The organism is uncultured Thiohalocapsa sp. (assembly GCF_913063425.1).
Lineage (GTDB): Bacteria > Pseudomonadota > Gammaproteobacteria > Chromatiales > Chromatiaceae > Thiohalocapsa.
In genome coordinates this window covers 177,731-192,737 of record NZ_CAJXYK010000003.1, presented here as the reverse complement: position 1 = coordinate 192,737, position 15,007 = coordinate 177,731, and the positions used below count along the sequence as shown (strand labels likewise).

Genomic DNA, 15,007 nt, shown 5'->3' with positions numbered 1-15,007 from the left:
GGCTGCGCGAGCACGCCCTGTGCGCTGCATCGGCCTGCGAAATTCGCCGGCCGAGGGGTTCAACTGCTCTTTTTAGGATCATCCGCGGCCTGAATCACGAGGGTCGGCGTCCGGATGTGCGGCAGGTATTGCCGGCAGCTGGCGCGCTGGTAGTAGTCGAAGACGCCTTCGAAGCCGTTCAGCGGAGCAGTGATGCGGTCGTCGAAGCTGTTGAAGTCTTGAATGGCGGCGAGGTCGAGATCCGGCGCCAGTGCCGCTGGCCAGGGACGGCGCTCCAGCTTGCGCCGCAGGCTGCGCTTGAGCCGCCGCACCAGGTGCCGACGGTAGATGCGGGAGAAGCCCAGATCCAGGCGCAGCATGGCGTCCCGCAGCACGAAGGGGACGGAGACGGCGATGGCACGCTGGATGTGGGTCTCGCTGCGCCCCTCGCCCAGGTACTTGAGCAGCAGATTGCCGCCCAGGGAGAAGCCGACGGCGGCGTCCGGTGCACCCTCGGCATCGGCGGCGAGCACCGCCAGCACCTCGGCGAGGTCGTCGCTGGCGCCGGAGTGGTAGGAGCGGTCGAGCCGATTGGGCTCCTCGCCCGCGCCGCGCAGGTGCATGAACAGGGGCCGGAAGCCCTCGCGGACGAGCCGCGCCACCAATGCGCCCGCATAATGCGAGCGCAGGCCGCCCTCCAAGCCGTGGATGATGAGCACCGCAGGACCCTCCGTGTCCGCCACCGCCAGGTCGATGAAATCGCCGTCGGCGAGCTCGATGCGCCGGCGCCGCAGGCGCAGATGCGTGAGCGCCGGCGCCCGTCGGGCGAGACTGCCCCAGAGCGTCTGTGCATGCGCGCCCGGCAGCCACCAGGCGGGGCGGAAGTCGCTTACGACGATGCGACCGCCGGTGTCGCTGGTGGCGTTGCCAGGGCTCATGCAGAGACGACCTCATGTGCCTGAACACGCGGCCATAGGCCGGCAGGCAGCCGCTGCGGGCGGGCGGCCAAGCGCAACCACCGGATCGTCGAGGTCATGCTGAATCTTCTCGGCTGGATCAATCTGGTCATCGTCGGCGTCATGCTGCTCGGCTTGGGCTGGGTGAGCCCGCTCGGCGCGCTCCTGCTCTTGCTGCTGCTGGCCGCTGCGGCGGCACTCACAAGCCGGCTGCTGCCGCGCGGTGCCGCGGGAGCGAGGCTGCGACGGGGGCTCAGGCCAGGCGCCGCCCGGCGGCGGCGCGGCGCCGGCTGAGCCGCCTGCGTCTGAGACGCCGCGGGTGTCGGCGCTGCGTGCGCCGTGCCGAGCGCGCAGGCGATTGCGTGCCCGAAGTCGACAGTCATGTCGATTCTGATGCCAGCACAGTGGCCGGCGATGGATCGCAGCCGGAGCACCTGGGCTACACGACCTGCCGCGCGTAGAGCGCGGCATAGGCGCCGTCCTCGTCAATCAGCTCGGCGTGGCTGCCTTCTTCGACGATGCGCCCGTGCTCCAGCACCAGGGCCCGGTCGGCCTGGCGCACGGCGCTCAGGCGATGGGCGATGATGAGCGTCGTGCGCCCGGCCAGGAAGCGCGCCAGTGCGGCGTGCAGCCGCGCCTCGGTGGTGGTGTCCAGCGCCGACGTGGCCTCGTCCAGAATCACCACCTTCGGGTCCGCGAGCACCATGCGCGCCACCGCGAGCCGCTGGCGCTGCCCACCCGACAGGCGCACGCCGTTGCGGCCCAGCAGGGTGTCCAGCCCCTGCGGCAGGTCCGCTGCCACATCCGCGAGCTGCGCGACGCGCAGGGCCTCCCACAGCCGGGCATCCGGCACATCGCGGCCGAGGGTCAGGTTCAGGCGCAGGCTGTCGTTGAAGAGCGCCGGATGCTGCAGCACGGTCGCGACGTTATCCCGCACCACGTCCATGCCGATGCGCTGCACCGGTACGCCGTCGAAGCACACCCGACCGCCGCTCGGCGCATAGAGCCCGAGCAGCACCTGCACCAGGGTGGTCTTGCCGCCACCGCTCGCGCCGACGATGGCCACCTTCTCGCCGGCGGCGATCTGAAACGAGATCCCGTTCAGCACCCGCGGCCCGTCGCCGTAGGCGAAGGTCAGGTCGGAGACGGCCACGGCCACGGCGCGCTTGCCCGCAAAGGGATTCTCCGCATGGGGCCAGTCCGGCTCCCGGTGCAGGGCCAGCAGCCGATTGATGCGCTTCAGCGCCGCATCCGCCGCCTGGAAGGCGTACTGCACGTTCAGCACCTCCTGCACCGGCCCCATCATGAACCACAGGTAGGCGAACACCGCCAGCATCTCGCCGATGGTGAGGTCCGAGAACAGCACCATCAGCATGCTCACCGCCCGAAACAGATCGAAGCCGAACAGAAACACAGTGAACGACAACCGGTTGGCGGCGTCGCTCTTCCAGGTGAAGGCGCAGGACCAGCGGCGGATGGCGTCGGCGGTGTCGATGCCGCGGCCGATGAAGTAGCGCTCGCGGTTGCCGGCGCGGATCTGCTGGACGGCGTCGAGCGTTTCCGTAAGGCTCTGGGTGAAGGCCTCGTAGGCGGCGTTCTCGCGCCGCTTCATCTCCTTGACCCGGCGGCCGAAGACCAGCGTCACGTAGATCACCAGGGGGTTCAGCAGCAGGATGAAGAGCCCCAGCTGCCAGTGCATCCAGAGCAGCACCACCGCGGTGCCGAGGATGCTCAGCACAGCGACGATGAGCTTGGCCACGGCGCTGCCGATGAGCTCGTCCACCGCGTCCACGTCGGTGACCAGGTGCGAGGCCACGGTGCCGCTGCCCAAGGTCTCGTACTCCGCCATGGAAACCCGCTGCAGGCGTCCGAGCAGGGCCGAGCGGATACGGAACACGATGTCCTTGGAAATGATGGTGAACTGGCGGCTCTGCACAACCGCGAGCCCCACCGCCAGCGCCCGCAGCCCAATGGACGCCGTCAGCACCGCCAGCACGTAGAGCACAGGCCCATGCCAGGCGGCCGGGAACAGGCCGTTCATGAAGGCGACGGCGGCGCCCGGCTGCTCCAGCAGCACCTCGTCCACCAGCACCGGCATCAGCAGCGGCACGGGCACGGCGGCCAGGGTGGCGAGCACGGCGATGGCGTTGGCCAGCAGCAGCTCGCGCTTGTGCGCGGCGGCCATGGCTAGGAGGTGCGACCAGCGATAGCCGGAAGGCGCCTGCGACAAGCCGTCTGCTTGGGTCATTTCTGCAACAGCCGTGTGGCTGGCAACATCACAAGCATTCTCGGAAAAATCATTAGGATCTTGACGCGGCTGGGTATATGCGTATTAAGACGGGGTTCGGGAGGGGCAATGCATTTGTGGCAAAGGTACATCGTCACCTATACTTCCGCTGTGGTGCACCCAGCCTAAGCCATCCGGCCCTGCGAGAGACTATGATCAAGCACCGACCGGCGCCGTTCCTCTGCGCCTGCGTCATCGCCCTCCTGCCCGTCACCGCCCCCGGCGAGGATCTGCTCGCCGTCTACGATCTGGCGGTGGACAGCGATCCAACCCTGCGCGAGCAGGAGCAGCGGCTCTACGCCACGCGGGAGGTCAAACCGCAGGCAAAGGCCCTGCTGTTGCCCGACTTCAGCCTCACCGGCGAAGTGGACTATCAGAACGTCGATGCCTCCGGCACCGGCGTCACCGGCAGCTTCAGCCGCACCGACGACTACTCCACGCAGCGTGCCACCGCGGTGGTCAACCAGTCCGTCTACAACCGCGCCGACTGGGTGCGCCTGAGCCAGGCGGACGACACCATCGCCCAGGCAGAGGCCGAGTACCGCAATGCCCAGATCGACCTCATGGTCCGCGTCACCCAGGCCTACTTCGCGGTGCTGGAGGCGGCGGATCGGGTGCGGGTGTCCGAGGCCCTGGTGGCCGCCGACGAGCGCCAGCTGGAGCAGTCCAAGCAGCGCTTCGAGGTGGGCCTGGTGGCCATCACCGACGTCAACGACAGCCAGGCGGCCTATGACCGCTCCCGCGCCAACCTCATCACCGCCGAGAACGACCTCGACAACGCATGGGAAGCGCTGCGGCGCATCATTGGGCCTGTGTCTGTACCCCTGGCGCGACTCGGCGACCGGCTGCCGCTGGCGCCGCCGGAGCCCAACGACATCAACGTCTGGGCGGACACCGCGCTCGCCAACAACTACGCCATCATCGCCGCCCGGGAGGCAGCTGAAGCCGCACGCAAGGACATCGAGATCGAGCGCTCCGGCTACTATCCGAGCGTCGGCCTGCAGGCGGGCTACGATGTCTCGCGCTCCGGCGCGGAATTCAACACCGATTCGGACACGGGCTTCGTCGGGCTCACGGTCAACGTGCCCATCTACCAGGGCGGCGCCGTCGCCTCGCGCACCCGCCAGGCCGGACATCAGTTCCGCGCCGCCCAGGACCGCCTCGACCAGCAGCGCCGCGCCGTCATCAACCAGGTGAAGGACGCCTTCCGCGGTATCCTCTCCAGCATCAGTGACGTGCGTGCCCGGCAGGCGGCCATCGTCTCGGCGCGCAGCTCGCTGGAATCCACCCAGGCGGGCCTCGAGGTCGGCACCCGCACCCAGGTGGATGTGCTGAACGCGCAGCGCGCCCTGTTCCAGGCGGAATTCGACTATCTCGCCGCGCGCTACGACTACATCATCAACGGCGTGCTCCTGCACCAGGCCACCAGCACCCTGACCCGCGACGTGCTGGCCAAAGGCAACGAGTGGCTCACCGAGGCCGACGTGGTGCCGCCGCCGGCTTACTGAGGAAGGGCTGAGCGCGGAGGGCGGAGGCAGCTGCGGTTGCTCAGCGCGCGGCGCGCGGGTCCGGTATCCCCAGCTCCAAGCCCCCAACCCCCAGCCCCCAGCCCCCAGCCCCCAGCACTCGATCACCGGCCCCGCTCCCAACAAACAGCCCGCCCGCGCTATAAGCAGCCGCCCGCATGTCAGGCAACTCCATTGGCAAATCCTTCGTCCTCACCAGCTTCGGTGAGAGTCATGGCCCGGCCATCGGCGGCATCCTCGACGGCTGCCCGCCGGGTCTGCCGCTGTCGGAGGCCGATCTCCAGCACGACCTCGACCGGCGCCGGCCGGGTCAGTCGCGGCACACCACCCAGCGCCGCGAGCCGGATCAGGTGCGCATCCTCTCCGGCGTCTTCGAGGGCCGCACCACCGGGGCGCCCATCGGGCTGCTCATCGAGAACCAGGACCAGCGCTCCAAGGACTACTCCGAGATCGCCGCCAGGTTCCGCCCGGGCCACGCGGACTACACCTACACCATGAAGTACGGCTTCCGCGACTACCGCGGCGGCGGGCGCTCATCGGCGCGGGAGACCGCCATCCGCGTGGCCGCCGGCGGCATCGCCAAGGTCTGCCTGCGTGAGCTCGCCGGCGTGCGGGTGCGCGGCTTCCTGTCGCGGCTCGGCCCCATCGCCACCAGCACCCCCGGCGCCGCCGGCTTCGACTGGGCGCAGGTCGATAAGAACCCCTTTTTCTGCCCCGACGCCGCCCGCGTGCCGGCGCTCGAAGACTACATGGACGCACTGCGCAAGTCCGGCGACTCCATCGGCGCCGAGGTCACCGTCGTGGCCGAAGGCCTGCCGCCGGGCCTGGGCGAGCCCGTCTTCGATCGCCTGGACGCGGACATCGCGCATGCGCTCATGGGCATCAACGCCGTCAAGGGTGTGGAGATCGGCGCCGGCTTCGCGGCCGTGGCCCAGAAGGGCACCGAGCACCGCGACGAGATCACCCCCGACGGCTTCCTGTCCAACAACGCCGGCGGCGTGCTCGGCGGCATTTCCACCGGCCAGCACATCGTGGCCCGCCTGGCGCTGAAGGCCACCAGCAGCATCCGCCTGCCCGGGCGCACCGTGAGCCTGGAAGGCCAGGCCACCGAAGTCGTCACCACCGGCCGCCACGACCCCTGCGTCGGCATCCGCGCCACACCCATCGCCGAGGCCATGCTCGCCATCGTGCTGGCCGACCACCTGCTCCGCCACCGCGGCCAGAACGCCCAGGTCACGCCGCCCCTCGCGCCGATCCCAGCGGGCCAGGGCTAGCCCCCAGCTTCGCCTCCCGACCACGTGACCATCACGGAGCCCAATAACGGGGACAATAACGGGGACGGTATATTGAATTGCTCTCGGGACGCGCGGCCGGCGACGCCATTCCCACAACGGGCAACGGGCAACGGGCAACGGGCAACGGGCAACGGGCAACGGGCAACGGGCGCAACACGATTGCAGGGAAGGTATCGTTAACTGTTGAACGTTCTTGCTCGCAATGGATGGGGCTCGGTCCAAGCGCCGCTCTGGTGAATTGCTGCGTGATTCTCCTCTGGTACGCGGTGTGTGCTCGACCAAGGATTGAATATACCGTCACCGTTTTTTGTGCAGGACGTAGATCCGGTAACCTGCCGCGTTGGTCGCGGTGGCCGCTTGCCTGCCGTGCGCATGACCGCTCGCGCCAGGCGTCGGGGCTGCCCTCGTGACGGACCGGCAGCCGGCGGCGACAGCGCCGCTCCAGCCGAGTCTTGGTATGCCCTACACGCGGCTCTCCAGCTTCTACTTCTTCCACTTTGCAGCCCTGGGGGCCTTGGTGCCCTACTGGGGGCCGTACCTGCTGGAGCGCGGCTTCGCACCCGCCGCCATCGGCGCGCTGATGGCGATCCTCATGGGAACCAAGATCGTGGCGCCCAATGTCTGGGGCTGGCTCGCGGACCGCGCCGGCGAGCGCATGCCGAGCGTGCGGCTCGGTGCGCTGCTCGCGGTGCTGGGCCTGGTGCCGGTGTTCTGGGCCGATGGCTTCTGGACCATGGCCCTGGTGATGGCGGCCTTCAGCTTCTTCTGGAACGCGCCGTTGCCGCTGATGGAGGCGGTCACCTTCAACCACCTCGGCGCGCGGGCGAGCCGCTATGCCAGTGTGCGCGTCTGGGGCAGCGTCGGCTTCATCGTCACGGTGCTGCTGCTCGGCTGGTGGCAGGAATGGGCCGGCAGCGGCGTGGTGCCGCTGGCGGTGCTGGTGCTCTTCATCGGCGTCTGGGCGAGCTGCCTGGTGATCCCGGACCGCGATCAGGCGCCGGCCGAGCACGCGCACCTGTCATTGCGCCGCCTGTTGGCGCGCCCGGAGATCCTGGCCTTCCTCGCCGCCTGCCTCTTGATGCAGGCGAGCCACGGCGCCTACTACGCGTTTTATTCCATCCACCTGGAGGCCAACGGCTACAGCGATGCCGCCGTCGGTGCGCTCTGGGCGCTGGGTGTGGCCATCGAGGTGCTGGTGTTCATCAACATGCACCGGCTGCTCACGCGGTTCGGTGCCCGCCGGCTGCTGCTGGCGAGCCTGGCGCTGGCGGTGCTGCGCTGGCTGCTGATCGGTGCCTTCGTGGACATCATCGCCGTGCAGCTCCTCGCGCAGAGCCTGCACGCCGCCACCTTCGGCGCCTTCCACGCCGCCGCCATCCACCTGGCGCATCACTACTTTCCGGGACCCACCCAGGGCCGCGGCCAGGCGCTCTACAACAGCGTCAGCTTCGGCGTCGGCGGCGCCATGGGCAGCCTGATCGCCGGGTCGCTGTGGTCCCAGGCCGGGGCGCTGGTCACCTTTGCGGTGGCGTCCGGACTCGGGGGGCTGGGCTTTATCGCGGCGTTGCGGGTGGATCGGGGCGGGCGCCACTGATGGCGAGGCTCATGCTGTGCTGCCCACAGCCCCGCCCTGCATTACCGGCTTCGGCTTCAGCTTCGGCTTCGGCTTCGGCTTCGGCTTCGGCTTCGGCTTCGGCTTCGGCTTCGGCTTCCGAAGATCACGGGCATCAGCAACGGCGCTTTCGTCCGCTAGAATGCACGGCGCGCTGCGTTGCTTGCCGCGGCGCCGCCCTGCTCGGCGGGGCGCAGTCGTCTCCAAGCCGAGCCCCCTTCGCCGCCATGACCCAGACCTACCCCGTCCGCCCGGGCCGCCGCTATCCGCCCGGGGCGAGCATCAGCGACAAGGGCATCAACTTTTCGCTCTACAGCCGGCATGCCACCGGCGCGACGCTGCTGCTGTATGCGCCGGATGCCGACGCGCCCTTCCAGGTCGTCGCGCTGGACCCGGTGGCGAACCGCAGCTTCTTCAGCTGGCATGTGGAGGTGGTCGACCTGCCGCCCGGCACCCGCTACACCTGGCGCCTGGACGGGCCCTGGGACCCCCAGGGCCACGGCTGGCTGTACGACCCGCGGGCGGAGCTGCTGGACCCCTGGGCGCGGGCGCTGGACGTGAGTCACTGGGACCGTGCGAAGCGCTGTGGACAGGGCCCCAAGCCGGGCGACAGCATCCGCGGCGTGGTGCTGGCGGACCCCTACGACTGGGAGGGCGATGCGCCGCTGCCCATGCCCTCGCAGGACATGGTGATCTACGAGCTGCACGTGGGCGGCTTCACACGGCATCCGAGCGCCGGCGTGGCGCACCCCGGCAGCTTCAAGGGCGTGGTGGAGAAGATCGATCACTTGCAGCGCCTCGGCATCACCCACGTGGAGCTGATGCCGGTGATGGCCTTCGACCCCCAGGACGTGCCGCCGGCCACCGGCGCGGCCGGGCTCACCAATTTCTGGGGCTACAGCACCCATGGGTTCTTTGCGCCGCATCCGGGCTTCTGCACCGGCGAGCCCACGGAGCATCGGCGCGAATTCCGGGACATGGTCAAGGCCCTGCACCGCGCCGGCATCGGCGTGCTGCTGGACGTGGTGTTCAACCACACCGCCGAGGGCGGCCAGGGCGGCCCGGCCATCCACTTCAAGGGCCTCGGCAACGAGACCTTCTACATGCTGGACGCCGCCGACCGCAGCCGTTACCTGGACTTCACCGGCTGCGGCAACACGGTCAATGCCAATCATCCCTTCGTCGCGCGATACATCATCGACTGCCTGGAGTACTGGGTGCGGGAGATGCACGTGGACGGCTTCCGCTTCGACCTGGCCAGCGCCCTGGCGCGGGATGCCCATGGCGTGCCCATGGAGCACCCGCCGGTGCTCTGGGGGATCGAGCTCTCGGACGTGCTCGCGGGCACCAAGATCATCGCCGAGGCCTGGGACGCCGCGGGCCTCTATCACGTGGGCAGCTTCCCGGGCTACCGCTGGATGGAATGGAACGGCCGCTACCGCGACAACCTGCGCGCTGCCGTGCGCGGCGACCCGGGCCAGGTGGCGGAGCTGGCGACGCGCATCGCCGGCAGCAGCGACCTCTACCAGGGCAATCTGCGCCACCCCATCAACAGCATCAATTTCGTCACCTGTCACGACGGCTTCACGCTGGCGGACCTGGTGAGCTGTGAGCGCAAGCACAATGAAGCCAACCGGGAGGGCAATCGCGACGGCTGCGACCACAACCTGAGCTGGAACTGCGGCGCCGAAGGCGACACGGACGACGCGGTGATCCTTGCCCTGCGTCGCCGCCAGGCCAGGAATTTCCTGACCATCCTGATGCTGAGCCAGGGCATTCCGATGCTGACGGCGGGGGACGAGCTGCTGCGCACCGCCGATGGCAACAACAACACCTGGTGCCAGGACAACCCCACCGGCTGGCTGGACTGGTCCCTGGCCACGCAGAACGCGGACATGGTGCGGTTCACCGCCGGTCTCATTGCGCTTCGCAAGCGCCACCGCAGCCTGCGCCGCCGCCACTTCCTGGGGCACGACGACGTGCGCTGGCAAGCACTCGACGGCGGCCCGCCCGGCTGGGACGACGCCAAGTGCCGGGAGCTGGCCTTCACGCTGCGGGGCCGCACCGCAGACGAGCCGCCGCTGCACGTGCTGATGAACTTCGGCCCCAGGGCGCGGACCTGCCTCCTGCCCGAGCCCCCGGGCGAGCGGCAGTGGGCCATTGCCGTGGACACGGGCGCGGCCCCGCCGCGGGACCTGATCGCTCCCGCGGACCAGCGCACCATCGGTGCGCGGCGCTGGCGGCTCGGCGCCCACAGCGTGCTGGTGCTGGAAGGTGCTGCCGCGCAGCCAGCGGACAGCTCGCGGCTGCTGACCGGACCCGGCAGCACGCGGCGCTGAGCGCAGGCTCGCCAAGCCGGGCGCAGGCGCCCCAACGAGCACCCGCATGCAGCAAGGTCCCGCGAGCCGCCTGCCGGCAGGTGTCAGCAGATCCGGATGCGCACACAGCGGGCACGTGACAGTGCGCCCGGGTCGGCTCAGGACGCCGGCAAACTCGCCAATACCCCGTTGCATCGGGCACAATTCCCGGCTTGATCCCCGCGATCCGCTGCACCGATGCTCAACACCAACATCTCCCACGCCCTCGGCCTGCATCGGCACCAGCCACCGGGCAACCCGGCCCTGCTGATCGGCGCCGAGGCCCCCATCGGCGCCACACAGGCAGGCGGGGCCGCCCCGGGCATGGCCCAGCCGGCCCCTGCCGCGGCGCTCATAGCCGGCCGGCAAGCGGCTGGGGCAGCGCGGCACGACGCAGCCGAAGTGGCAGTCAGGGACTCGGCACCGAGCAAGGGTGAGACGGGTGGCAGGCGCACGTCGCAGCAGGTACCGAAGCAGGTACCAGGGAGCCGACGCTGATCGTGGGCGGTCGTTCTCCATGTCGCAGTGGACGCCGCCGTGAGCACTGACCACAGCGCCAACAACCCGTCCGCAACAGCGACGCAGTTGCCATCGGACCCGACCCTGGCCGCCCCCGCCAGCGACGCCGGCGGCGAGTTTCCGGACACGGCCGTCGGCACCCATCTGGTGCTCTACCAGACCGAGGACGGCGCGGTGGATCTGCGCTGGCATATCGATCCGGCGGACATCGCCCATGCGCGCGCGGGCTTCGGCAACCACCCGGCGCACCCGGTGCTGCGGCTGCATCGTGTCGGCAGCCATGGCGACGACCAGCTCATGGCCGATGCTGACCTGGGTGCCGACGCCGATGCCGAGGACGGCCACGCCCACTACGCCGGCGGCAATGCCGTCGGCCTGCTCCAGGCGGAGATCGGCCTCGCCGGCGACGACGGCGGCTGGCTGCTGATCGCCCGCTCCAATGGCCTGCCGGCGGCGGCGCCCGTCGGCGCGCGCTTCCTGAAGCCCGGCCGGTCGCCGACGCCGCCCGAGGCCACCGCGGCAGCAGCGCCCGCCCCCGCCGGCTCATCCGACGGCTCATCCGCCGCCGCATCCTCCGCCGCATTCTCCGAGGATGCAGCAGCAGGTGACGGTGATGAGGCTGCGCCACCGCCGCTGCCCCTGGCGCCCGAATTCCCGCTGGTGGAGCCGCCGCTGTCGGCGCGGGCACGCGCAGCATCACAGGCACCCGCCACGCAGCCGGAGCCGGAGCCGGACGCTGGTGTCGGCGTCACCGAGCCTGCCGCGGCGGAGGCACGGGCGCCCCACCGCGCTGCGGCCGACAACCCGGCCCTGCGCTCAGGCAGCGACCCGAGCCTCGGCCGCGCCGCGCCGGTCACGCAGCTGCCGGGCCCGGGGGCCGGGCTGCCGGGGACCCTGCGCGGGCCGGAGCCGCCGCCCGGCGGGGTGGTTCCAAGGCTCACGCCACGCCCGCCACCGCAGGCGACGGCACCGCCCACAGCGGCACCGGCTGAGCCCGTGGCGGGCAGTGGACCGTTACGCCCGCAGGTGGACGGGGCCACGCTCGCCGCGGAGCTGGTGGTGCACGGCACCGCGCCCCCGAATACCCTGCTGGACCTGGGCGGCCATCCCTACCGGGTCGGCCCGGGCGGGCGCTTCGTGCTGCACATCCCCATCGGCGACCATCAGGTCATCATGCGCCTGCTGGCGGCGCTGCCGCAGCTGCCGGTGGCGCCGCGCGACGACGGGATGACCTGAGTCGCGCACGAGCCCCGCCGCACCCGCCGGCAGGCAACCCGCTGCGGCGCGTATAATCCGCCCCTGATCACCCGCCAACCCCGCCCGCCGCTGTACCCGCCGGGCTCCGCCGTGGACACCCGAGCGCTCCGCGCCGCGAGCCGGCCGCCCGGCGTCGGTGCCAGCCAAGGATCGCCCTATGTTCATCGTCATGGCCAGCCCCGAGTGTGCTCCCGTCGCCAAGGCCGGTGGGCTCGGTGATTTCATCCACGGGCTGGGCCGCGAGCTGTCCATCCGCGGCAATGCCGTGGAGATCGTGCTGCCGAAGTACGACAGCCTGCGCTTCGACCGTATCCAGGACCTGCACAAGTGCCACACCGACCTCTGGGTGCCCTTCTACGACAAGGCCATCCATTGCGACGTCGAGTGCGGCGAGGTGGACGGGCTCAAGTGCTTTTTCATCGACGCCCACTCCGAGCACGGCTTCTTCAACCGCGGCAAGATCTACGGCGACGCCGACGACGCGGACCGCTTCGCCTTCTTCTCGCGGGCGGCGATGGAGCTCCTGTACAAGTCCGGCAAGCGCCCGGACATCATCCACTGCAACGACTGGCACACCGGGTTGATGCCGGTGCTGCTGTACGAGATCTACGCCGGGCTCGGCATGGACCAGATCCGCGTCTGCTACTCGCTGCACAACATGGGCCACCAGGGCTGGACCGGTGCGCACGTGCTGCACATGAACGGCCTGGACGCCGGCCGCCTCATGACACCGGAGCGCCTGCAGGACCCGGGCAACCCGGGTGCGGTGAACCTGATGAAGGGCGGCATCGTCTTCTCCAACTTCGTCACCACGGTGTCGCCGCGCTATGCCTGGGAGATCCAGCACACGGAGCAGGGCATGGGCCTTCAGGGCGTCTTGCAGACCCACGACCGCAAGTTCGGCGGCGTGCTGAACGGCATCGACTACAACACCTGGAACCCGGAGCTCGACACCCACCTGCCGGTCAACTACGGGCCGGACAGCCTGCCCGAAAAGGCCAAGTGCAAGGCGGCCCTGCGCGCCCGCACGGGCCTCGGCGACGTCTTCAAGCCCATCGTCGCAGTGGTGAGCCGGCTGGACAGGCAAAAGGGCGTTGAGCTGATCCGCCACGGCATCTACTACGCGCTGGAGCAGGGCTGCCAGTTCGTGCTGCTCGGCAGCGCACCGTCACCGGACGTGAGCGCGGACTTCTGGCGCATCAAGCACGAGATGGACGCGAGCCCTGACTGCCACCTCGAGCTCGGCTACGACGAGGACCTGGCGCACCTCATCTACGCCGGTGCCGACATGATGCTGATCCCGAGCGTCTACGAGCCCTGCGGGCTGACGCAGATGATCGCGATGAAATACGGCTGCGTGCCCATCGCCCGGCGCGTCGGCGGCCTCGCGGACACGGTGTTCGATGCCAACTACTCGGACCGGCCGTTCGAGGAGCGCAACGGCTATGTCTTCGACGACTACACCTATGCCGGACTGGAGTCGGCGCTGGGGCGCGCCATCGGGCTGTGGAAGCGCTTCCCGGAGTATTTCCGCCAGCTGCGGGTCAACGGTATGCGCCAGGACCGCTCTTGGAACGGCCCGGGGCAGCACTACCTCGACATCTACGACTACATTCGGGCCTGAGGACGGACGCCATCCACATCGAGCAGCTCGCCTATTGCGCCGATCCGCCCGCGCGCTTCGCCACCGTGGCCGCGGAGCCCTGGGCGATGCTCCTGGACAGCAACGCCGGGCGTGCCGCGGGCGGGCGCTGGGACATCATCACGCTGGCCCCCAGGGTGACCCTGCGCACCGTCGGCGCGCTGACGGAGGTCCGCAGCGGCAATCGCCGCAGCCTCTCGCCGGACGACCCGCTGGATCTGCTGCGCGAGGCCTTGGGCCGGCGGGTGGACGCCGGCGCCGCGGCGGAGCTCGGGCTGCCCTTCGTCGGCGGCGCCGTGGGCTGGCTCGGCTATGATCTGGGCCGGCGGTTCGAGCGGCTTGGGCTCCGCACATCGCTCACGCCCGGCGCACCGCAGCTCGCCATGGGCATTTACGACTGGGCGCTGCTGGTGGACCACCACAGTGGCACCAGCTGGCTGGTGGGCCGGGGCGACCCGGCGGACCCGCGCCGCCAGCGGCTGCGGCGGCTGGCCCAATGGCAGCCCGGGCGGCGCGCCCAGCAGCGGACTGACCAGCAGCGGAGCAAGGGCCCCAGCGGGGACTGGGGAACCGTGCCAAGCCAGGGCTTGCGGGTGACGGGGCCTTTGCTGAGCGACCTGGACCAAGCCCGCTACGCGCGGCGCTTCGCCGCAGTGCAGGACTACATCCGCGCCGGCGACTGCTACCAGGTCAACCTCGCCCGGCGTTGGTCCGCGCCCGTCGCCGGCGACCCCTGGAGCGCGTACGCCCGCCTGCGGCAGCTGAGCCCGGCGCCCTTCGCCGCTTATCTCAACACCCCGGGGATGCAGGTGCTCTCCGCATCGCCGGAGCGCTTTCTGTGGCTGCGCGACGCACAGGTGGAGACCCGGCCCATCAAGGGCACGGCGGCACGCCATCCGGACCCTGCGCGGGACCGCGCACTCGCCGATGCGCTCGCCGCGAGCGAGAAGGATCGCGCCGAGAACCTGATGATCGTGGACTTGCTGCGCAACGATCTCGGGCGCTGCTGCGAGACCGGCAGCGTGCGGGTGCCGGAGCTCTTCAAGGTGGAGTCCTATGCCGGCGTGCATCACCTGGTGAGCAGCGTCACCGGGCGTCTGCGTGCGGATGCCGACGCCGCCTCCCTGCTGCGGGCCTGCTTCCCCGGCGGGTCCATCACCGGCGCGCCCAAGATCCGCACCATGCAGATCATCGACGCGCTGGAAGGCGCCCCCCGTGGTGTCTATTGCGGCAGCATCGGCTATGTCGGCTACGACGGCGCCATGGACAACAACATCGCCATCCGCACCGCGACCGTCGCGGATGGCCGCCTCGACTTCCGCGCCGGCGGTGGCCTGGTGGCGGACTCCGACCGCGATGCGGAGTGGGCAGAGATTGGTCTCAAGGCGCGCGCCATGCTGGCGTTGGTGGCCGAGCTTGGTGCCGACACCGGCGCGGAGACCGCGCAAACCCGGCCCGCTGTCTCGCTGCGCGGCGACTCCGCCTGACCCGCCTGCGCCCGCCTGCGCCCGCCGGGGCGCGGGCGGCAGGGTAGGTCGGGTCAGCGCAGTGTGAGCGGACTTCGTGCCCAGGTACGC

General features: G+C 70.2%; 10 protein-coding genes. 8 read left to right on the top strand and 2 right to left on the bottom strand.

Going from position 1 to position 15,007, the window contains the following annotated elements:
* Positions 1-59: 59 nt before the first annotated feature.
* Positions 60-917: a YheT family hydrolase gene (locus QZ607_RS02665; protein WP_367268143.1), complete on the bottom strand. Its 858-nt coding sequence runs from the start codon at positions 915-917 to the stop codon at positions 60-62.
* Between the two features lie 96 nt (positions 918-1,013).
* Between QZ607_RS02665 and QZ607_RS02660 the strand changes: the two genes are divergently transcribed.
* Positions 1,014-1,229, top strand: a complete 216-nt coding sequence (locus QZ607_RS02660; RefSeq protein ID WP_295879338.1) for a hypothetical protein — start codon at positions 1,014-1,016, stop codon at positions 1,227-1,229.
* A 145-nt stretch (positions 1,230-1,374) separates the two neighbouring features.
* On the opposite strand, the gene QZ607_RS02655 is transcribed toward QZ607_RS02660, so the two are convergent.
* Positions 1,375-3,183, bottom strand: a complete 1,809-nt coding sequence (locus QZ607_RS02655) for an ABC transporter ATP-binding protein (protein WP_295879336.1) — start codon at positions 3,181-3,183, stop codon at positions 1,375-1,377.
* Between the two features lie 191 nt (positions 3,184-3,374).
* Here QZ607_RS02655 and QZ607_RS02650 point away from each other — a divergent pair, with 191 nt between their 5' ends.
* The 7 genes from QZ607_RS02650 to pabB all read left to right on the top strand — a co-directional run bounded on the left by QZ607_RS02650 (position 3,375) and on the right by pabB (position 14,917).
* A complete protein-coding gene (locus tag QZ607_RS02650; RefSeq protein WP_295879335.1) occupies positions 3,375-4,730 on the top strand; it encodes a TolC family outer membrane protein in 1,356 nt (451 codons plus the stop codon).
* A 176-nt stretch (positions 4,731-4,906) separates the two neighbouring features.
* Positions 4,907-6,022: a chorismate synthase gene (gene aroC / locus QZ607_RS02645; protein ID WP_295879332.1), complete on the top strand. Its 1,116-nt coding sequence runs from the start codon at positions 4,907-4,909 to the stop codon at positions 6,020-6,022.
* Positions 6,023-6,500: 478 nt separating this feature from the next.
* Positions 6,501-7,637 carry an MFS transporter gene (locus tag QZ607_RS02640; protein ID WP_295879331.1) on the top strand — a complete coding sequence of 379 codons (1,137 nt, stop codon included), beginning with the start codon at positions 6,501-6,503 and terminating at the stop codon, positions 7,635-7,637.
* Between the two features lie 245 nt (positions 7,638-7,882).
* Entirely contained in the window at positions 7,883-9,994 is a 2,112-nt protein-coding gene (glgX, locus tag QZ607_RS02635; RefSeq protein ID WP_295879329.1) for a glycogen debranching protein GlgX, read from the top strand.
* Between the two features lie 555 nt (positions 9,995-10,549).
* Positions 10,550-11,767, top strand: a complete 1,218-nt coding sequence (locus tag QZ607_RS02630) for a hypothetical protein (RefSeq protein WP_295879326.1) — start codon at positions 10,550-10,552, stop codon at positions 11,765-11,767.
* Between the two features lie 178 nt (positions 11,768-11,945).
* Positions 11,946-13,412 carry a glycogen synthase gene (locus tag QZ607_RS02625; protein WP_295879324.1) on the top strand — a complete coding sequence of 489 codons (1,467 nt, stop codon included), beginning with the start codon at positions 11,946-11,948 and terminating at the stop codon, positions 13,410-13,412.
* On the top strand, positions 13,358-14,917 hold the full coding sequence (pabB, locus tag QZ607_RS02620; RefSeq protein ID WP_295879322.1) for an aminodeoxychorismate synthase component I: 1,560 nt from the start codon (positions 13,358-13,360) through the stop codon (positions 14,915-14,917). The genes QZ607_RS02625 and pabB overlap by 55 nt, the downstream gene beginning before the upstream one ends.
* The last annotated feature ends 90 nt before the right edge of the window (positions 14,918-15,007 follow it).

Coding starts and splice junctions, on each gene's coding strand:
- QZ607_RS02665 (WP_367268143.1), bottom strand. CDS start 917: ATGAGCCCTGGCAACGCCACCAGCGACACCGGCGGTCGCATCGTCGTA.
- QZ607_RS02660 (WP_295879338.1), top strand. CDS start 1,014: ATGCTGAATCTTCTCGGCTGGATCAATCTGGTCATCGTCGGCGTCATG.
- QZ607_RS02655 (WP_295879336.1), bottom strand. CDS start 3,183: ATGACCCAAGCAGACGGCTTGTCGCAGGCGCCTTCCGGCTATCGCTGG.
- QZ607_RS02650 (WP_295879335.1), top strand. CDS start 3,375: ATGATCAAGCACCGACCGGCGCCGTTCCTCTGCGCCTGCGTCATCGCC.
- aroC (WP_295879332.1), top strand. CDS start 4,907: ATGTCAGGCAACTCCATTGGCAAATCCTTCGTCCTCACCAGCTTCGGT.
- QZ607_RS02640 (WP_295879331.1), top strand. CDS start 6,501: ATGCCCTACACGCGGCTCTCCAGCTTCTACTTCTTCCACTTTGCAGCC.
- glgX (WP_295879329.1), top strand. CDS start 7,883: ATGACCCAGACCTACCCCGTCCGCCCGGGCCGCCGCTATCCGCCCGGG.
- QZ607_RS02625 (WP_295879324.1), top strand. CDS start 11,946: ATGTTCATCGTCATGGCCAGCCCCGAGTGTGCTCCCGTCGCCAAGGCC.